Annotated in this window: 19 protein-coding genes; 6 read left to right on the forward strand and 13 right to left on the reverse strand. The window is 57.7% G+C overall.

The window, feature by feature from the left end:
- The first annotated feature begins 7 nt into the window (after positions 1 to 7).
- Genes rsxB through nth form a run of 6 tightly spaced genes read left to right on the forward strand, consistent with a single transcriptional unit; the run spans position 8 to position 5,594 of the window.
- Entirely contained in the window at positions 8 to 586 is a 579-nt protein-coding gene (rsxB, locus tag A8B84_RS18890; protein ID WP_064230562.1) for an electron transport complex subunit RsxB, read from the forward strand.
- The gene (rsxC, locus tag A8B84_RS18895; protein WP_064230561.1) at positions 586 to 2,433 is read left to right on the forward strand and encodes an electron transport complex subunit RsxC; all 1,848 of its coding nucleotides are present in this window, start codon (positions 586 to 588) and stop codon (positions 2,431 to 2,433) included. Before rsxB ends, rsxC begins: the two co-directional genes overlap by 1 nt.
- A 21-nt stretch (positions 2,434 to 2,454) precedes the next feature.
- Positions 2,455 to 3,504 carry an electron transport complex subunit RsxD gene (gene rsxD, locus A8B84_RS18900; RefSeq protein ID WP_064230560.1) on the forward strand — a complete coding sequence of 350 codons (1,050 nt, stop codon included), beginning with the start codon at positions 2,455 to 2,457 and terminating at the stop codon, positions 3,502 to 3,504.
- A 2-nt stretch (positions 3,505 to 3,506) separates the two neighbouring features.
- Positions 3,507 to 4,208 (forward strand): electron transport complex subunit RsxG, encoded by a 702-nt coding sequence (rsxG, locus tag A8B84_RS18905; RefSeq protein ID WP_064230559.1) that lies wholly within the window; start codon positions 3,507 to 3,509, stop codon positions 4,206 to 4,208.
- Between the two features lie 2 nt (positions 4,209 to 4,210).
- On the forward strand, positions 4,211 to 4,927 hold the full coding sequence (locus tag A8B84_RS18910; RefSeq protein ID WP_064230558.1) for an electron transport complex subunit E: 717 nt from the start codon (positions 4,211 to 4,213) through the stop codon (positions 4,925 to 4,927).
- Positions 4,928 to 4,955: 28 nt separating this feature from the next.
- Positions 4,956 to 5,594, forward strand: coding sequence for an endonuclease III (nth, locus tag A8B84_RS18915; RefSeq protein WP_064230557.1), 639 nt, complete (start codon positions 4,956 to 4,958; stop codon positions 5,592 to 5,594).
- A gap of 62 nt (positions 5,595 to 5,656) precedes the next feature.
- Here the strand turns inward: nth and A8B84_RS18920 are convergent, their stop codons facing one another.
- The 13 genes from A8B84_RS18920 to A8B84_RS18980 all read right to left on the reverse strand — a co-directional run bounded on the left by A8B84_RS18920 (position 5,657) and on the right by A8B84_RS18980 (position 17,855).
- Positions 5,657 to 6,232: a chalcone isomerase family protein gene (locus tag A8B84_RS18920; RefSeq protein WP_064230556.1), complete on the reverse strand. Its 576-nt coding sequence runs from the start codon at positions 6,230 to 6,232 to the stop codon at positions 5,657 to 5,659.
- A 206-nt stretch (positions 6,233 to 6,438) separates the two neighbouring features.
- The gene (rpoS, locus tag A8B84_RS18925; protein WP_064230555.1) at positions 6,439 to 7,434 is read right to left on the reverse strand and encodes an RNA polymerase sigma factor RpoS; all 996 of its coding nucleotides are present in this window, start codon (positions 7,432 to 7,434) and stop codon (positions 6,439 to 6,441) included.
- A gap of 205 nt (positions 7,435 to 7,639) precedes the next feature.
- A complete protein-coding gene (locus A8B84_RS18930) occupies positions 7,640 to 8,428 on the reverse strand; it encodes a peptidoglycan DD-metalloendopeptidase family protein (protein ID WP_227512898.1) in 789 nt (262 codons plus the stop codon).
- A 309-nt stretch (positions 8,429 to 8,737) separates the two neighbouring features.
- On the reverse strand, positions 8,738 to 9,727 hold the full coding sequence (locus A8B84_RS18935) for a DUF368 domain-containing protein (protein WP_064230554.1): 990 nt from the start codon (positions 9,725 to 9,727) through the stop codon (positions 8,738 to 8,740).
- A gap of 2 nt (positions 9,728 to 9,729) precedes the next feature.
- Positions 9,730 to 10,386, reverse strand: coding sequence for a protein-L-isoaspartate(D-aspartate) O-methyltransferase (locus A8B84_RS18940; RefSeq protein WP_064230553.1), 657 nt, complete (start codon positions 10,384 to 10,386; stop codon positions 9,730 to 9,732).
- Positions 10,383 to 11,153: a 5'/3'-nucleotidase SurE gene (surE, locus tag A8B84_RS18945; protein WP_064230552.1), complete on the reverse strand. Its 771-nt coding sequence runs from the start codon at positions 11,151 to 11,153 to the stop codon at positions 10,383 to 10,385. The genes A8B84_RS18940 and surE overlap by 4 nt, the downstream gene beginning before the upstream one ends.
- A gap of 11 nt (positions 11,154 to 11,164) precedes the next feature.
- Positions 11,165 to 12,214, reverse strand: coding sequence for a tRNA pseudouridine(13) synthase TruD (gene truD / locus A8B84_RS18950; RefSeq protein ID WP_064230551.1), 1,050 nt, complete (start codon positions 12,212 to 12,214; stop codon positions 11,165 to 11,167).
- On the reverse strand, positions 12,211 to 12,690 hold the full coding sequence (gene ispF, locus A8B84_RS18955; RefSeq protein ID WP_064230550.1) for a 2-C-methyl-D-erythritol 2,4-cyclodiphosphate synthase: 480 nt from the start codon (positions 12,688 to 12,690) through the stop codon (positions 12,211 to 12,213). The genes truD and ispF overlap by 4 nt, the downstream gene beginning before the upstream one ends.
- Positions 12,691 to 12,716: 26 nt before the next feature.
- Complete coding sequence (gene ispD / locus A8B84_RS18960; protein WP_064230549.1) at positions 12,717 to 13,418, reverse strand: 2-C-methyl-D-erythritol 4-phosphate cytidylyltransferase; 702 nt, start codon at positions 13,416 to 13,418, stop codon at positions 12,717 to 12,719.
- A 6-nt stretch (positions 13,419 to 13,424) separates the two neighbouring features.
- The gene (locus A8B84_RS18965; protein WP_064230548.1) at positions 13,425 to 13,697 is read right to left on the reverse strand and encodes a septum formation initiator family protein; all 273 of its coding nucleotides are present in this window, start codon (positions 13,695 to 13,697) and stop codon (positions 13,425 to 13,427) included.
- 205 nt (positions 13,698 to 13,902) lie between these two features.
- Positions 13,903 to 15,198 carry a phosphopyruvate hydratase gene (gene eno, locus A8B84_RS18970; RefSeq protein ID WP_064230547.1) on the reverse strand — a complete coding sequence of 432 codons (1,296 nt, stop codon included), beginning with the start codon at positions 15,196 to 15,198 and terminating at the stop codon, positions 13,903 to 13,905.
- Between the two features lie 180 nt (positions 15,199 to 15,378).
- Positions 15,379 to 16,224: a 3-deoxy-8-phosphooctulonate synthase gene (kdsA, locus tag A8B84_RS18975; protein ID WP_064230546.1), complete on the reverse strand. Its 846-nt coding sequence runs from the start codon at positions 16,222 to 16,224 to the stop codon at positions 15,379 to 15,381.
- A 2-nt stretch (positions 16,225 to 16,226) separates the two neighbouring features.
- Positions 16,227 to 17,855, reverse strand: coding sequence for a CTP synthase (locus A8B84_RS18980; RefSeq protein WP_064230545.1), 1,629 nt, complete (start codon positions 17,853 to 17,855; stop codon positions 16,227 to 16,229).
- Positions 17,856 to 17,918 lie beyond the last annotated feature (63 nt).

Below are 17,918 nucleotides of genomic sequence, written 5' to 3' on the forward strand. Positions count from 1 at the left end.
ACAGGTTATGTGGACAAGCGTTCTTGTTGCCGTTGTGGTTCTTCTGGCCCTTGCCGTTGTTTTCGGCGGCCTGCTCGGATTTGCCGCCGAACGATTCAAGGTAGAAGGCAACCCCCTAGTCGACCAGATCGATGCCCTTCTGCCCCAGACCCAATGCGGCCAGTGCGGCTATCCCGGCTGTCGGCCCTATGCCGAATCCATTGCCGAAGGCGGCCCCATCAACAAGTGTCCACCAGGCGGCGAGTCCACTATCAAGGCACTGGCAGACCTGCTGGATGTGGAGCCGGAACCGTTGGACGCCGAGCATGGTGTTGAGCAGGTCAAACGGGTTGCCGTTATTCGCGAAGACGAGTGCATCGGTTGCACCAAGTGCATCCAGGCCTGCCCCGTGGATGCCATTCTTGGCGCCGCCAAACACATGCACACAGTGATTGAGAGCGAATGCACCGGCTGTGATCTGTGCGTTGATCCCTGCCCGGTGGACTGCATCGATATGGTGACAGTGGAACCAGACATTCGCACCTGGACCTGGACACCGCCCAAATCCGGACTCATTGCCACCGATCGCCAGGGAGCCAGCGCCTGATGACTCAACTCTGGGACTTCTCCGGCGGCATTCATCCTCCGGAACACAAAGAGCTTTCAACAGCCCGCCCGATTCGCAACGCCGGCTTGCCGGGCTACCTGATCCTGCCACTTCAGCAACATATCGGGGATCCAGCCGAAGCCGTTGTTGAGGTGGGCGAACGAGTGTTAAAGGGCCAGCAAATTGCCGATGTGAAAACGGGCATGGGCGTTCCCGTTCATGCCCCGACATCCGGCGTCATTGAAAGCATCGCAGACTACCCTGTGCCCCATCCTTCGGGTATGGCGGATCGGTGCATCACCCTGAAACCGGATGGCGAAGACCAGTGGTGCCAGCGCAATCCCGTGAAGGATTATCGTTCGCTGGAGCGGGACCAGGTTCTGCAGATCATCCGTGACGCCGGTATTTCCGGCATGGGTGGAGCCGGCTTTCCCACCAACATCAAACTCCGGCCACCAAGGGACCGCAAAGTAAGCACGCTCATCCTCAACGGTGCCGAATGCGAGCCCTACATCACCGCTGACGACATGACCATGCGGGAAAAGGCCGATGAGGTGGTTGCCGGCCTGAAAATCATGGCCTGGATTCTGCGCCCCGAACGTTGCGTGATCGGCATTGAGGACAACAAGCCCGAGGCCATTGCTGCACTTCGAAAAGCCACCGAAGGCACCCAGACCGAAATAGCCGTTGTGCCGACCAAGTACCCCTCGGGTGGTGAGAAGCAGCTGATCCAGATACTGACCGGCATGGAAGTACCCAGCGGTGGCATTCCAGCCGATATCGGCGTGATGTGCCAGAACATCGGGACTGCCGTGGCCGTGGCACAGGCGGTCTTTGAGGGAACACCGCTTATCTCCCGTGTGGTTACCATCACCGGGGAAGCCGTCCGGGAACCGGGCAATTTCGAAGCCCTTATTGGCACGCCGATTGAGCATCTACTGAAGCAAGCCGGCGTTAACCAGGACGCCGTCAGCCGGCTGGTCCTTGGCGGCCCCATGATGGGCTACACGCTGACAACAGAAGCAGTACCGGTAATCAAGACCACCAACTGTGTGATCGCCGCAACCGCCGCTGAATTGCCGACACCGCCGCCGGAGCAACCCTGCATTCGCTGCGGGCAGTGCGCCGAAGTGTGCCCCATGGAGCTATTACCTCAACAGCTGTTCTGGCACGCCAAGGCCACCGAATTTGAGAAAGCAGAGCACCTGAACCTGTTTGACTGTATTGAATGCGGAGCCTGCTCCTACGTTTGCCCGAGCTCCATTCCACTGGTTCAGTACTATCGATTCGCCAAGGGCGAGATTCGTGCGCAACAGGCGGAACAGCTCAAGTCAGACAGGGCTCGTGAACGCTTCGAAGCCCGCCAGGCGCGCCTTGAGCGGGAGCAGCAGGAGAAAGAGCTGAGGCGCAAGGAGCGCGCGAAAGCCGCTGCCGAAGCGGCGGCCAAGAAACAGGCCGAAGCGGAAAAGGCCGCAGTCGAGGGTGAGGCCGTTGATGAGCGGGCCGCCAAGTCAGCCCTGGTTGAACAGGCTCTGGCCCGCAAGAAAGCAAAGGCCGAGGCATCTCAGCCACCTGCCGCCAGTGCGCCGCCGGCCCCCAGTGCCCCGCCTGCAGAGCAAAAACCGGATATTGAGGCCCTCGAAAAGCAGCTGAGCCAGGCTCAGTCCAAACTGGACACCATGCAGGGCATGCTTGATGACGCCAAAGCCCAGCAGGCCGACAACGTAGAAAAGCTGGAGAGGGCCGTGGCCAAGAACCACGACCGGGTACAACGGGCTGAAGATGCGCTGTCTGAAGCCAGAGAAAAGCTGGCCGCCGGTTCAACTGAATCCCAGCCAACCCACTAACCGAGATCAGGCACCACATCCATGGCATTCGTTCAGCAGTCATCGCCACACGCCCACAAGGCCCGGCCAACATCCCGCGTGATGTTGTGGGTTCTTATTGCGGCCTTGCCTGGCCTGTTGGCCCAGACGCTGTTTTTTGGCTGGGGCAACCTGATCAATGTGGTCTTCTGTATCGCCGTTGCCATTGCCTCCGAAGCTGCCCTGCTCAAGCTCAGAAAGAAGCCAGTCGCATTCTTTATCAAAGACAACACCGCCGCCGTCACCGGCCTTCTGCTGGGCCTGTCACTGCCTCAGTTTGCGCCCTGGTGGGTCTCAGCCGTCGCGGTGATTTCAGCCATCGTTGTTGCCAAACAGCTGTATGGCGGGCTGGGTTCAAATCCGTTCAACCCCGCCATGGTGGGCTACGCCCTAGTTCTGGTCTCATTTCCGGTGGCCATGACAACCAACTGGGCGGGACCCGCCATGCTCTGGGACGGTGCACCGGGCTTTGGCGAGACCCTGGCGACCATTGCCTCCGGCCAGCAAACAGCGGTTGACGGCTGGACCATGGCAACCCCGCTTGATGAATACAAACACAAGATCACCACCCATACCGCGGCCGAGGTTCTCAACCACCCGACCTTTGGTGAGGGTGTTGCGAAGGGCTGGGAATGGGTCAATGCAGCGTTCCTCGCCGGGGGTCTGCTACTCATCGGCCTGCGCATTATCAGCTGGCATATTCCGGCCGGGTTTCTTGGCGGTCTGATCGTGATGAGCCTGGCTTTTGGTAGCAACCCCGATCTCTACACGCCGCTCTCCCTGCATCTGCTGGCGGGCGGAACCATGTTGGGTGCGTTCTTTATCGCCACCGATCCGGTTTCGGCCGCCACCAGCCACCAGGGAAAACTGATCTACGGAGCCGGGATTGGCATCCTGATCTACCTGATCCGCACCTGGGGCAATTATCCGGACGCCGTGGCGTTCAGCGTTTTGCTAATGAATTTTGCGGTACCGTTCATCGATCATTACACACCCCCGCGGACATACGGGCATCACAAGCCCCGCCGGGGTGTACCGGGGAGTCAGGGATAATCATGGCTGCAGTTGCACAGTCCATCCGTCGCAGCGCCATCGGCCTCGGCTTGTTTGCCGTTATCACCGGTGGCACCATCGCCGTGACCCAGGTGGCCACCGAAGAGCGCATTCGTGAGCAGGCGGCCCGTGCCGAGGCCCAGGCCCTCTATGAAATCATTCCGGAAAGCCGGCACAATAACGATCTGCTCCGGGACACCGTGCAGCTACCCGCCAGCGAGCGGCTCGCGCAACCCGGCCCTCTGACCGTTTGGGTGGCGAGACAGGACGAACGACCCATTGGCATGATCATGCCCGTGGTTGCACCGGACGGGTACTCTGGAAAAATACATCTGCTAGTGGGCGTGGACATGGAGGGCACCATTCTCGGCGTCCGGGTAACCAACCATAAAGAAACGCCGGGGCTGGGAGACCAGATCGAGACCCGAAAATCCGACTGGATCAAGAGCTTTGATGGCCGCTCTCTGGGCAAGCCCCCGCATCGGGAGTGGAACGTCAAAAAGAATGGCGGAGAATTCGATCAGTTCACTGGCGCCACCATCACGCCAAGGGCTGTGGTAAAAGCTGTTCAGAAGGCACTGATCTACTTCCGGGAAAATCGTCAGATTATCCGGGAGCGGCTCAATGAAGAGCCGTCACCGAGAGACAACATCCTGAACCCTGAAGCGATTGCCGGCGAATCGTCCAATACGGAGCATTCCTGATCATGGCAACCAAATCATCCAGCGAAATCGTCCGGGACGGGCTCTGGGACAACAACCCTGCCCTCGTACAGGTGCTTGGGCTCTGCCCTCTTCTGGCCGTGACCAGTACCGTTGTCAACGCCATCGGGCTGGGCCTGGCCACACTCATGGTGCTCATGGGATCCAATCTCGCAGTCTCGCTGATTCGCAATTTCGTGAGCGAATCCGTGCGTCTGCCCGCATTTGTGATGATCATCGCCTCGTTCGTGACCTGCGCCGAGCTGCTGATGCAGGCCTTTACCTATGAGCTGTACCTCATCCTTGGCATTTTTATCCCGTTGATCGTCACCAACTGTGCCATTCTTGGCCGAGCCGACGCCTTCGCCTCAAGGAATCCACCGCTTCCGGCACTCTTGGACGGTGCCATGATGGGCCTCGGTTTTCTGGCGGTTCTGGTGGTTCTGGGCGGCATACGGGAGCTCATTGGACAGGGCACTCTGTTTGTCGACATGCACCTGCTGCTCGGCCCCGTTGCCGCTGACTGGGTGGTACGCCCGTTCGACAATTACCCGGACATGCTGTTCATGATTCTTCCGCCAGGCGCGTTTGTGGGCCTCGGCCTGCTGATCGCCCTCAAGAACGGGATCGACAATCACCTGGAAGAACGCCGCAAAGCCAATGAACCAGCACCCGTGGCAGCGGGCAGCAAGCGGGTCCGGGTTACCGGGAACGTTTCCTGATCCCCTGGTTGCAGAAGACTGAGAGCTGATGAACAAACAGAAACGCATTGAGATTTTCACCCGTCTCCGGGAGGCCAACCCCAACCCGACCACCGAGCTGAACTATTCCAGCCCGTTCGAGCTGCTGATTGCGGTTATCCTATCGGCCCAGGCCACGGATGTGGGTGTCAACAAGGCAACGGACAAGCTGTTCCCGGTAGCCAACACGCCAGAGGCCATCCTCGCCCTGGGGGTTGACGGCCTCAAGGAATACATCAAAACCATTGGCCTGTTTAACAGCAAGGCCGAGAACGTGATCAAGACCTGTCGCATTCTGATTGACAAACACGATGGCCAGGTACCGGAACGCCGGGAAGATCTTGAGGCATTACCAGGTGTCGGTCGCAAAACCGCAAATGTGGTGCTGAATACCGCGTTCGGCCACATGGCAATGGCGGTGGACACCCATATCTATCGCGTGTCGAACCGCACCGGCATCGCCCCGGGCAAGAACGTTCTCGAAGTGGAGAACCGGTTGATGCGCCTGGTGCCGAAAGAGTTCCTGCTGGACGCGCACCACTGGCTGATTCTGCACGGACGTTATACCTGTACCGCCCGAAAGCCAAAATGCGGCGCCTGTATCATTGAAGACCTGTGCGAGTTCAAGCAGAAACGGGATTATCTGTGAATTCAGGTTGATAAAAAGCCGGCATTGCGCCGGCTTTTTACTTTCAGAAGCGAGGCCCGGGGTTACCGCTGGCCGAGCATTTTCTCCTTCAGGTCCTTCTGAGCCGGTTTATCTGACAGCCAGATTCCAAACAGGGCCTTTTTGAAGGCCAGATCGCCAACGGTGTCCTTGTGCTCACCATTCTTGAGGACCCGGACGCCTTCTCCCGGCAGATACACCAAGTCAAATACGTCACCCTCGGTGATCTCTTCCCGGAACACCGCCATGAACTGGTCCACATCCTCTTGGATAGACGCCATATCGCCGTCGGTGGAGGCTTCGAAACCCTCCAGTGTGGCCTCGGTCATGCGTTCGCTGGTAATCATGCCGGAAATGATATGCAGAGTAATTGCCTGGGGTTCATCCGCGTTGATCACTGCCTCACCATCGTCGATGGTCTCCGGGACATACAGGCCTCCGACATACAGATCCATGAACCACTTGGAGCGGGTACCTGCGCCATTAAGCTTAAGTTCGGTATCCATGGCTGAATAGGTATCCGGAACATCAACACCTTCCACGGTGATCGCAGCAGCCGGTGCCGACAGCAGCGCTGTCATAAGCACAGAGGCAAAGCCGGTTGTAAGAGCCTTCTTCATAGTCCTTTCCTTTTCGATCGTTATTATTGACGTGTTTCATTCGTGCACCGGGTTTCGACACCCTTATCCCCGCCCGGTCACGGCATTCTATCAATGAGGCTGGCGGCCAGTGCGCAACCTGGTTCTCATTTGCAGCGATCCTGAAACACAAAAAAACCGGCCAGGAATATCCTGGCCGGCTTTTCGATCGGAATATCAGAAGGGTTTTACTTGAAGAGCAGGTTTCCGGACAAGCCTTCCTTCTCCAGAATTTCCCGAAGGCGACGAAGCGCCTCAACCTGAATCTGCCGCACGCGTTCACGGGTAAGACCGATTTCCTGCCCCACTTCCTCAAGCGTACTGACCGGATAACCCCGAAGACCAAACCGCCGTGACAGAACTTCCTGCTGCTTGTCACTGAGCTGATCGATCCACTTTTCCAGGCAGGAACACATGTTGTTGTCCTGCAGGAGATCCGCCGGATCTGACGCTCCCTCATCGGCTACGGTATCCAGCAGCGACTTTTCGCCACCGGTACCAATGGGCGTATCCATCGACGCCACACGCTCATTCAGACCAAGCATGCGCTTCACATCAGCTACCGGCTTGTCGACCATTCTAGCGATTTCTTCGGCCGACGGCTCATGATCCAGTTTCTGGGTCAGCTCCCGCGCCGCACGCAGGTAGAGGTTGAGTTCCTTAACCACATGAATCGGCAGACGGATGGTGCGGGTCTGGTTCATGATGGCCCGCTCAATGGTCTGGCGAATCCACCAAGTGGCGTAAGTGGAGAAGCGGAAGCCACGCTCCGGATCAAACTTCTCAACCGCCCGGATCAAACCTAGGTTGCCCTCCTCAATCAGGTCCAGCAGCGTCAGGCCCCGATTCACGTAGCGACGGGCAATCTTGACTACAAGACGAAGATTGCTCTCGATCATGCGCTTGCGGCCGGACTCCTCTCCCTTGCGCGCCAGGCGGGCAAAGTAGACCTCTTCTTCCGGCGTCAGGAGTGGTGAGAAACCGATTTCGTTGAGATACAGCTGAGTGGCATCCAGCTGTTTTTGACTGGTGAAATAACGTCCCTGGGTGGGAAAATCCTCTTCGACTTCAGCCACTTCTTCGGTGGCCTCTTTATCGACTTTCTCTTCAGCTAACAGTTGATCCTCGGCATCGTCCATGTCCGACACGCGATCAATGATGATGTCTTCTTGCTCTGCTGACATTTGTCTTGCCCCGCCTCTCAATAATCCTGGATGTTCGTCCGATACTTCTTTTTATTGCGGACGTCTTTGTATTCGTGCTTTTTCTTCAGGACATTTTGTTGGTCGGCCTGTAGTGGCCTTATACCGTTTTTGTTTTTCTTGCGAACGCGGTTTTTTGTCAGTGCCGGCGTGTGGGATCTGCGCAGCCTGCTGACTGCGTTATTTATTAGCGCGGTGGCAGATAATGGACTGGGTCAACCGGATTGCCGTTTTTGCGAATCTCAAAATGCAACATGGGTCGTTCAGCGCCACTGCTACCGAGCTCTGCGATCACCTGCCCGGCTTTCACATCCTCCCCTTCCTGCACCAGAATCTTCCGGTTGTGAGCGTAAGCACTTAAATAGTGCTCATTATGATTCACGATAATCAGATTGCCGTATCCAAGCAACCCGTTGCCGGCATAGACCACATTCCCGGTGGCCGCAGCCCTTACAGCATCCCCGGCTTGCCCGGCAATATCAATACCTTTATTGACTTTTCCGGATGTTGAATATCCAGCAATTACAGTGCCAACGTGAGGCCAGCGCCATTCGATTCGAGCCACGGTCTGGGTCTGGGAAGCCAGCGGCGCACCCTTACTAGGCGCCCTGGTTACCGCAGGTTTTGGTGCCGTGGCAGCTGTCTGCTTGGGCGGCGAAGCCCGGCTCGGCGTTCTGGTGACCGAGGTCGCCGGTTTGCTGGCAGTAGTAGTCTGACTGCCGGAGGTTACATTTCCACGAAGATCCAGGCGAAGCACCTGCCCTGCCTTGAGGTTCCAGGGTGGACCAATCCCGTTGGCATCACCCAGCTCCCGATAGTCCCGACCATACCGCCAGGCTATGCTGTAAAGGGTTTCGCCAGGCTGGACGACGTGCCGGCCCCAGTAGACCGGGGGATTGTATATATCATCCTGGTAGAGCGCGGGGGTATTGCAGCCAGACAAAAGCAGCAAGGCAATCAGGGGAAGGAGAATCAAAAGGCTGGTCGGCGTTTTTTCCGCAGGGCGAGAGGATTCAGAGGCACCGGAAAGGAACCGCGGGGACACCGGTAAAACGGCATTGACTAGCCCACGCAAAAATCTCACAGGAATAAAACTGACCCAGTTATGAAAAATCCATATAAACCATTTTGGTTGTCGAAGCAGTTTCTAAACTTTTTATAGTAACTTGCTAATATATTGCACATTTCTCGCAGGAAGCCAAGTTACTCCCCGGCCATCCTTGTTACCTCACGAAACACCCATTTTGTGCGTCAGGTAACACTCTGGCACCACAATCGCCCCGATTTACGTCGACGATGAGACATATCCGCGCCTGGAACCAATCCATTCCACAAGCAGAACCAAACCAAAACCAGCCAGTGCCATAAGCACTGCGAAAAACACCTTGGGGTCCTGCCCTGCCTGTTCCGCGAAGGTCCAGGGCCAGATACTTGCCTCATTCAGGGGCACCTTTTCACCAGAGCTGTTTTCCCGCCAACTGAGTGTTTCTTTCCAGGGCCAGACCTTGTTGAGCGCGCCGATCATGAAGCCGGTCAGCAAAGCGAGCACCAGATCATGGAAATGATGAAACGCCCAGGTGATCAGGCGGGCGATGGATAACAGGCCCACCACGCAACCTGCCATAAACAGCAACAGAATGCCCACCTCGAACGATTTGATCGCCGCCAGCACGGGCGCATACATGCCAATAATCACCAGAATGAAACTGCCCGAGATGCCGGGAAGAATCATGGCACAGATGGCGAGGGCGCCGGCGCCGAAAAATGCCAGAGCGGAAGGCGAGACCTCGCTGGCGGAAAGGGTGGTTACCCACCAGGCGATAGCAATGCCTACCAGCAGCGGAATCAGTAGTGTGGGCGTATAACGCCGGACCTGGCGCCCCACATGCCACACCGAGGCGACAATCAAGCCAAAGAAAAAGCTCCAGATCAGGATCGGATACGCCACCAGCAAGTAACTGATGGCTGAAGCCAGAGTGGCAATACTGGTCAGAATGCCCGCCAGCAGACAGACCAGAAAGGTTCCATCGACGGCGTTCCAGAAAGCCCTGAACTGGCCCCGAAACAGCTGGCGAAAGACCGCTCCGGGAACAGCGTTGATCGCCTCCAGCAGCCGGAAATAGATACCGGTTATGAATGCGATGGTGCCTCCGGACACACCCGGAACGATATCAGCGGCTCCCATTGCAATGCCCCGCAGAAATACTGCTGCAGGATGATGGTTACGGGCGGTTTCGCTATCTACGTCGGAGCTGAGTACTGCAGAGTCAACCATAACTATCGGACAACCCCGCCCAGGAGCGGGACAAACCGGACCGGTTCCAGCTCCTTGTGATCGAAACGATCGCCCCTGCGGGTAACCTCCACCAATACCTGATTCTCTTCGCCCACTGGCGCAATCAGAATGCCACCGTCGGCCAGCTGAGCGAGCAATTCGCCGGGAACTTCAATTGGCGCAGCGGTCACGATAATGCCGTCGAAAGGGCCGCGCTCGGGCCAGCCCATGCCACCGTCAGCGTGTTTCAGGAACACGTTTCTGGCGTTCAACTGGCGCAATCGGTCCCGGGCCCGGTCCTGCAGCGCCTTGATACGCTCAACGCTGTAGATTTCGGAAAAGAGACGGGAGAGCACCGCGGTCTGATAGCCTGATCCGGTTCCCAGCTCCAGCACCCGTGCAGGCCCATGGGCCAGCATCAATTCCGTCATCCGCGCCACAATGTAGGGCTGGGACAGGGTCTGACCATAGCCGATCGGCAGGGATGTATCTTCATAAGCGCGATGGGACAGGGCCTCATCCAGGAAGATGTGCCGTGGCACCTCCCCCATAATCTCAAGTACCCGGTCCGATTCGATGCCGGCTTCCCTGAGGCGCTGGACCAGTCGCATCCGGGTGCGTCGGGAGGTCATCCCGATGCCTTCGAGCTGAGCGGTCATCCCCGGCCCTCCAGCGAATCCTCCAGGGTGTCGACCCAGTCCCGGAGCCGGGACAGCGCCTCATGCCGGGTCATGTCGATATGTACCGGAGTCACCGAGACATAGCCTTCGCGGACGGCGTTGAAATCCGTACCCGGACCTGCATCACCGCCCACACCGGCGGCCCCGATCCAGTAACGCTCCTTACCGCGGGGACAGGTCATCGGAACCGCGCCTTCAGCCCGCTCCCGGTGGCCCAGGCGGGTCACCCGGATTCCAGCCAGCTCCTCCCAGGGTACGTCCGGGACATTCACATTAAGAATGGAGCGCGGCCCAAGCGCCAGGGGGCGCTCGTTTTCGAGGAGCATCCGGATCACCCGGGCAGCTGTTTCGTAGTGAAAGTGGCCATCGTTAACCAGGGAAACGGCAATGGCCGGAAGGCCAAGGTGACGCCCTTCGGTGGCTGCGGCAACGGTACCTGAATAGATAATGTCATCGCCCAGGTTGGCATGGGTGTTTATCCCGGAAACCACCCTGTCGAATGGCTCTTTGAACAGCCCGTTGACCGCCAGATGAACACAGTCTGTGGGCGTTCCATCCACGGAACGGAACCCGTTTGGATGCTCTTCCACGGTGAGGGGGCGATTGAGGGTCAGGGCGTTACTGGCACCGCTGTGATCCCGATCGGGGGCCACGACCTCCAGCTCACCCAGGCCCTTCAATCCCTCGAACAGGGCGATAAGCCCCGGCGAATGAACGCCGTCATCGTTCGACAACAGAATACGCACAGTGTTCTCCGCTAGCCTTGTTGTTCGTTATGTCGGCTGAGGCTCATGTCCTCAAGCTCGAAAATATCACTCAAAATCGTTGTGGCGTACTGGCCGGGTGACAGAACAAACGTCAGTTCCAGGCTGTCCTCAGCCAGCCACTGCCAGGAGAGCCTACCTGGCTTTACCGCCAGGGGCCGTCGCTCCGGTTTCATCCGGGTGACCGAGAACAGGCTTGCCAGACCCGGGGTTTGCGCAACAATGTCCCGTTCAAGAGTTTCCAGCGCCCCGGAAGCAGTCGTGCCGCCGTCACCCCAAAGGGGCCCTGTCGCCCCTGCCTCAGCCCAGCTACCATCTTCTACCCGAGCTGCGAGCACCTCGTTAAACAGCCAAGAGCGCGCCGCCGAAAAATACAATACGTTTTTCGAGCCGTCGCTGCCAGCACGCTTTTTGCCGCCGCGGCCTTTTCCGCCAGATCGGCTCCGACGGTTCAGGGTGGCGGGATCCAGGTGCACCGCCCGGTCAAGGTTTGCGCCGCCGTTGCCGAACCGCTGGGGACCAAAGTAATTGGGAGCGCCAATATCTGCCAGACGCGCCAGGGCACGATCAATGACCTCGTGCTCCCCGGTAACGGCTCTCAGGGTGACAACAAAGCCATTGCCCCTGTGCTCTCCTCGACGTAATTTCCGCGCCTGTCGGGAGGCCGCCAGAACGGGCCAGCGAGCGGCAATATCCTCAATCAACGAGGCGTCCTGGGCTTCACACCCTGGTCGATAGAGACTGAACCATTGGCGTGTTACCGCATGCCGATCCTTGAGACCGCAAAAACCGACATCAAAGTTCCGACAATCCGCCATTCTGGCCAGTTCGCGAGCGACATACTCCGTGTTATCGCCCACTTTCTCCAGTTTCAGGCAGAGATGTTCTCCACTGCCCGGAGTTGCGTCTGCGTCAACATCAGAGCCGCTTTCCGGAAATTCCAGTAACTCGTCGACAATGAAATCGCCGGGCGTTGTCTTTAAACGACCAGAAGCAATACGGCCACCGCCAGATGTGGGCCAGTCAAGACGCCACTGACTCACGAATCCACCGGTTCAAGCAGGCAGATGGCCTGGCAGGCGATGCCTTCACCCCGCCCTGTAAAACCGAGTTTTTCCGTGGTCGTGGCTTTTACGCTCACACGACTGGCGGACACGCCCAGGTCTTCCGCAATATTTAGACGAATGGCATCAATGTGAGGCGCCATTTTCGGAGCCTGAGCGATGATGGTGGTATCTACATTCACCACGCTGAAACCTTCGTCGCGAACACGGCTAATGACCCGACGCAGAAGATCGCGGCTGTCGGCACCCGCCCACTCATCACTGGTGTCCGGAAAAAAATGTCCGATATCACCAAGTGCTACAGCGCCAAGTAGCGCATCCGCCAACGCATGCAGCAGCACGTCACCATCGGAATGAGCCTTAAGCCCATGGGCATGGGGAATGCTTACACCGCCAATAATCACAGAATCGCCTTCACAGAAGGCATGGACATCAAAGCCCTGACCAATACGCATAATGTGCTCCGGAAAACTCCGAACGTTCAGAACCGGCTAAGAATAAAGCCTGCGAGTGCCAGATCCGCGGGTACGGTGATCTTGATATTGTCCGGCCGCCCTTCTACCAGCACCGGCATGTTACCGGAAAACTCCACGGCAGAGGACTCATCAGTCACCGGAAGTTCCCTGGCAAGGGCAGCTTCGAGGGACTCCACCAGAATACGATAGCGAAACATCTGAGGCGTTAACGCCCGCCACAAATTTGTGCGATCCACCGTCCCGGAAACCTCGGGCAGCTCGCCGGTGCCGGCGCTCTTGAGGGTGTCGGCCACTGGCGAAGCCAGGAGGCCCCCGACAGTGTGGTTGTAGAGTTGGTCAATAAGATTGCACAGATCCCGGGTATGAAGGCATGGCCGTGCCGCATCGTGAACCAGAACCCAGTCATCATCACTGACCTGTTCCGCCATGGCATGCAGTGCCGACAACACCGAACCCGCCCTTTCGGAACCGCCGGTGCAGGTCTGGATTCGGTTATCTCCGCTGGCTTCGGTATCGGGCCACCAATGATCGGCCGGATGCAATGGCACCATGCAGCCGGAAAAAGGCGCGGAATCCATCAGTCGGGAAAGGGTGATGTCGAGAATGAAACGTTGGTCGATCCGAAGGTACTGTTTCGGTTGCTCAGCCTGCATACGCTGGCCGATGCCGGCGGCAGGAACAATCAGCCAAAGTCTCGGAGCAGGCATAGACAATCAGTTTTCAACAACCAGGAAAAAGGTCTCGTCTTCTCTTATCAGGCCGAGGTTCATTCTGGCCCGCTCTTCAACGGCGCCCTGCTCGTTACGCAGATTCCTGACTTCGGCATAAAGACGTTCATTGCGGGTAGCCAGCTCGGCATTTTCTTCACGTTGCTCGGCGATGGACTGCTCGAGTGCCCATACCTGCGCAAAGCTGCCCTCCCCGACCCACAGGCGCACCTGCAGCAGGAGAATCACAACCACCATTATGGTCCAGAGCAACTTCATTGCCGATTCCGTTCAAAATTCAATCAATCAAAATACCAACGCCGGACGTTGAGTATAGACCTTAGAGTAGATTAGCAACAAATTCTTCTAACTGCCTGTACAAAAAGGCCATCGCATCCAGATTGTCATCCGGAACACGATGGCCTTAACAGTTTTTCGCCGATTGCCGGCCTGACACTTTGCCAGAACCGGTCAGATCAGTCGATCAGCCCTGCCCCTTGATCTCGCTCAGGCCGCGGTAAGGCGCCTTGCCTTCCAGGGCCTCTTCAATACGCAGCAGCTGGTTGTACTTGGCAACACGATCGGAGCGGCACAGGGAACCGGTCTTGATCTGGCCGGCACAGGTGGCCACCGCCAGATCGGCAATGGTGGTGTCCTCGGTTTCACCGGAGCGATGGGAAATCACAGCAGTGAAGCCGGCATCCTGTGCCATCTTGATGGCATCGAGGGTTTCGCTCAGGCTGCCAATCTGGTTGAACTTGATCAGGATAGAGTTACCCACACCCTTATCGATACCCTGCTTGAGGATCTTGGTGTTGGTAACGAACAGATCGTCGCCCACCAGCTGAACCTTGCTTCCGAGCTTGTCGGTCAGAACTTTCCAGCCATCCCAATCGCTCTCATCCATACCGTCTTCGATGGAGACAATCGGGTAACGCTCGCACAAACCCGCCAGGTAGTCGGCAAAGCCTTCGGAATCGAAGCTCTTGCCTTCACCGGACAGCTGGTACTGGCCATCTTTGTAGAATTCGGAGGACGCACAGTCCAGGGCCAGCGTCACATCGGTACCCAGCTTGTAACCGGCCTTCTCGACCGCTTCCTGAATCACCGCCAGCGCGGCTTCGTTGGAGGGCAGGTTGGGAGCAAAACCACCCTCATCGCCAACCGCTGTGTTCAGGCCCTGGGCCTTCAGCACTTTTTTCAGGCTGTGAAAAATCTCCGCGCCAACACGCAGGGCTTCAGAGAAGCTCTTGGCGGAAACCGGCTGAACCATGAACTCCTGGATATCAACGTTGTTATCCGCGTGCTCGCCACCGTTCAGGATGTTCATCATCGGTACCGGCATGGAAAACTTCCCAGAGGTACCGTTGATGTCCGCAATGTGCGCATAAAGGGGCTTGCCCAGGGAGATTGCCGCTGCCTTGGCCGCCGCCAGGGAAACTGCCAGGATGGCGTTGGCGCCCAGGTTGGCCTTGTTCTCGGTACCGTCGAGGTCCAGCATGATCTGATCCAGAGCACGCTGATCGGCAGCGTCTTTGCCGACCAGTGCATCACGGATCTTGCTGTTCACGGCTTCAACTGCCTTCAGAACACCTTTGCCAAGGTAACGGGAAGCGTCACCGTCACGCAGCTCAAGAGCCTCGCGTGAACCGGTAGACGCTCCAGAGGGAGCGCATGCGCTTCCAATAGTTCCGTCTTCAAGGATAACGTCTGCTTCGACAGTAGGGTTACCGCGGGAATCCAGCACCTCACGGCCTTTGATGTTGGCAATCTTGGTCATTCTTCTCTGTCTCCAAGTTCATGTTCAAATTCGGGAGCCAGAGCGAGCGGGAACGGCCCTGCGAAAACCGCTACAAGCACATCCCTGTGCGCTTGTTTCGGGCCATCCATGGCCCTCTACATTTTCGCAGGGCCGTTCCCGCTCGCTCCCATAGTCCGCGTAAAACGCCAACACCGCCAATCAGGCGGTGTCGATAGGTTTAAAACTTTTTACCAGATCATCCACAGCTTTCACCCGCTGCAAGAAGGGCTCCAACTGACTGAGCCGCAAAGCGCAGGGGCCATCGCATTTGGCCTTGTCCGGGTCCGGATGGGCCTCGAGGAACAGGCCAGCCAGGCCCTGGGACATACCTGCCAAAGCCAGATCCGTCACCTGGGCCCTGCGGCCGCCGGCGGAATCGGCTCGTCCGCCCGGCATCTGCAGGGAGTGGGTCACATCGAACATCACCGGCACGTTCATGGCCTTCATGATGCCAAAGCCCAGCATGTCGACAACCAGGTTGTTGTAACCGAAGCTGCTGCCCCGCTCACACAGGATCACCTTATCGTTGCCGGCTTCCTCGCACTTGGTGATGATGTGTTTCATTTCCTGGGGAGCCAGGAACTGGGCCTTCTTGATGTTGATCACCGCACCGGTTTTCGCCATAGCGACCACCAGGTCCGTTTGGCGGCTCAGGAAAGCCGGCAGCTGGATGATGTCACAGACTTCGGCTGCCGGAGCCGCCTGGGCTGGCTCGTGAACGTCCGAGATGATGGGCACACCATACTTGCTCTTGATGTCCGCCAGTATCTGAAGACCTTTCTCCAGGCCGGGGCCACGGAAGGAATTCACAGACGACCGGTTGGCTTTATCAAAAGACGCCTTGAAAACGTAGGGAATACCCAGCTTGCCGGTAGCCTCAACATAAGCCTGGGCCACTTCCATGGCCAGTTCCGGCGACTCGAGGACGTTCATGCCACCAAAGAGCACAAACGGCTTGTGGTTGGCGACGTCGATTCCCGATACGTTTACAGTGCTCTGCGCCATACTCAGGATCCTTTCTTGCAGGCCAGTGCTGCCTCAACGAACCCCCTGAACAGCGGGTGGCCGTCGCGGGGCGTGGAGGTAAACTCCGGATGGAACTGGCAGGCGACAAACCAGGGGTGGTCCGGCGCCTCAACAACTTCTACCAGGCGGCCATCGGTCGAACGACCAGAAATCTGGAGACCAGCCTCTTCCAACCTCGGCAGGAAATGGTTGTTCACCTCGTAACGGTGGCGATGACGCTCGCGAATGGTTTTCTTGCCATAGCAGTTGGCAATGGTGGAACCTTCGGTGAGAACGCAGTCCTGGGCGCCAAGACGCATGGTCCCACCCAGATCGGATTCTTCAGTGCGCTCTTCACGCTCTCCGGTCGAGTCCAGCCATTCGGTGATCAGGCCAACCACTGGTTCCGGCGTGTGAGTGCGGAATTCCGTACTGTGTGCTTCTTTGAGACCTGCCACGTTGCGGGCGTACTCAATAACTGCAACCTGCATACCCAGACAGATACCCAGGTAAGGCACCTTGTTCTCACGGGCATACTGGACTGTGCGGATCTTGCCTTCCACGCCGCGCTCACCGAAACCGCCCGGCACCAGAATCGCGTCGGCACTGGCCAGCGCACCGGTGCCATCACGCTCGATGTCTTCGGAATCGATGTAGTTGATATTGACCTTGGTGCGGGTCTTGATGCCGGCGTGCAGCAGGGATTCGATCAGGGACTTGTACGCGTCGAGAAGCTCCATGTACTTGCCAACCATGGCAATGGTCACTTCCTGCTCCGGATTCATCAGTGATTCAACAACATTGTCCCACTCGCTGAGGTCCGCAGGACGTGCATCCAGACCGAATCGTTCGATAACGAGCTGATCCAGGCCATGCTCATAGAGCATGCGCGGAATGGCGTAAATGGATTTGGCATCCTGGAGAGGAATAACCGCCCGCTCTTCGACGTTGGTGAACAGGGCAATCTTGCGACGTGAACTGGCGTCCACCTCGTGCTCGGAGCGGCACAGCAGGATATCCGGCTGCAGACCGATAGAGCGCATTTCCTTGACCGAGTGCTGGGTGGGCTTGGTCTTGATTTCGCCAGCAGTAGCAATGTACGGAACCAGGGTCAGGTGCATGAAAAGCGCCCGCTGGGGGCCGACTTCGACCTTCAATTGACGACAGGCTTCGAGGAACGGCAGGGATTCAATATCGCCCACGGTACCACCGATTTCAATCAGCGCCACGTCGGCTCCGGCGGCACCTTCAACGACCCGCCGCTTGATTTCGTCGGTGATGTGGGGAATCACCTGAACGGTTCCGCCCAGGTAGTCACCACGGCGCTCCTTGCGGATCACTTCTTCGTAAACCCGGCCGGTGGTGAAGTTGTTGCGCTTGCTCATCGGGGAGCGGATAAAGCGCTCATAGTGGCCCAGATCGAGGTCTGTTTCCGCGCCATCCTCGGTGACAAAAACCTCACCGTGCTGGAACGGGCTCATGGTGCCGGGGTCCACGTTGATGTACGGGTCCAGCTTGAGAATAGTGACCTTCAGGCCGCGTGCCTCGAGGATCGCAGCCAGTGAGGCTGATGCGATACCTTTCCCCAAGGAGGACACGACACCGCCGGTGACGAAAATATAACGCGTCATGCAGATTCCGTGATTGTCTGGTTCGGTGAAGGAGGGAGATTGTCATCTCAAGATGGGACGCCA

The organism is Marinobacter sp. EhC06 (assembly GCF_001650915.1).
Classification (GTDB): domain Bacteria; phylum Pseudomonadota; class Gammaproteobacteria; order Pseudomonadales; family Oleiphilaceae; genus Marinobacter.

Coding starts and splice junctions, on each gene's coding strand:
- A8B84_RS18940 (WP_064230553.1), bottom strand. CDS start 10,386: ATGACCGCTCAGCTCGAAGGCATCGGGATGACCTCCCGACGCACCCGG.
- rpoS (WP_064230555.1), bottom strand. CDS start 7,434: ATGTCAGCAGAGCAAGAAGACATCATCATTGATCGCGTGTCGGACATG.
- eno (WP_064230547.1), bottom strand. CDS start 15,198: ATGACCAAGATTGCCAACATCAAAGGCCGTGAGGTGCTGGATTCCCGC.
- ispD (WP_064230549.1), bottom strand. CDS start 13,418: ATGCCTGCTCCGAGACTTTGGCTGATTGTTCCTGCCGCCGGCATCGGC.
- rsxC (WP_064230561.1), top strand. CDS start 586: ATGACTCAACTCTGGGACTTCTCCGGCGGCATTCATCCTCCGGAACAC.
- kdsA (WP_064230546.1), bottom strand. CDS start 16,224: ATGGCGCAGAGCACTGTAAACGTATCGGGAATCGACGTCGCCAACCAC.
- ispF (WP_064230550.1), bottom strand. CDS start 12,690: ATGCGTATTGGTCAGGGCTTTGATGTCCATGCCTTCTGTGAAGGCGAT.
- A8B84_RS18980 (WP_064230545.1), bottom strand. CDS start 17,855: ATGACGCGTTATATTTTCGTCACCGGCGGTGTCGTGTCCTCCTTGGGG.
- rsxB (WP_064230562.1), top strand. CDS start 8: ATGTGGACAAGCGTTCTTGTTGCCGTTGTGGTTCTTCTGGCCCTTGCC.
- rsxG (WP_064230559.1), top strand. CDS start 3,507: ATGGCTGCAGTTGCACAGTCCATCCGTCGCAGCGCCATCGGCCTCGGC.
- rsxD (WP_064230560.1), top strand. CDS start 2,455: ATGGCATTCGTTCAGCAGTCATCGCCACACGCCCACAAGGCCCGGCCA.
- A8B84_RS18910 (WP_064230558.1), top strand. CDS start 4,211: ATGGCAACCAAATCATCCAGCGAAATCGTCCGGGACGGGCTCTGGGAC.
- A8B84_RS18935 (WP_064230554.1), bottom strand. CDS start 9,727: ATGGTTGACTCTGCAGTACTCAGCTCCGACGTAGATAGCGAAACCGCC.
- A8B84_RS18920 (WP_064230556.1), bottom strand. CDS start 6,232: ATGAAGAAGGCTCTTACAACCGGCTTTGCCTCTGTGCTTATGACAGCG.
- A8B84_RS18965 (WP_064230548.1), bottom strand. CDS start 13,697: ATGAAGTTGCTCTGGACCATAATGGTGGTTGTGATTCTCCTGCTGCAG.
- nth (WP_064230557.1), top strand. CDS start 4,956: ATGAACAAACAGAAACGCATTGAGATTTTCACCCGTCTCCGGGAGGCC.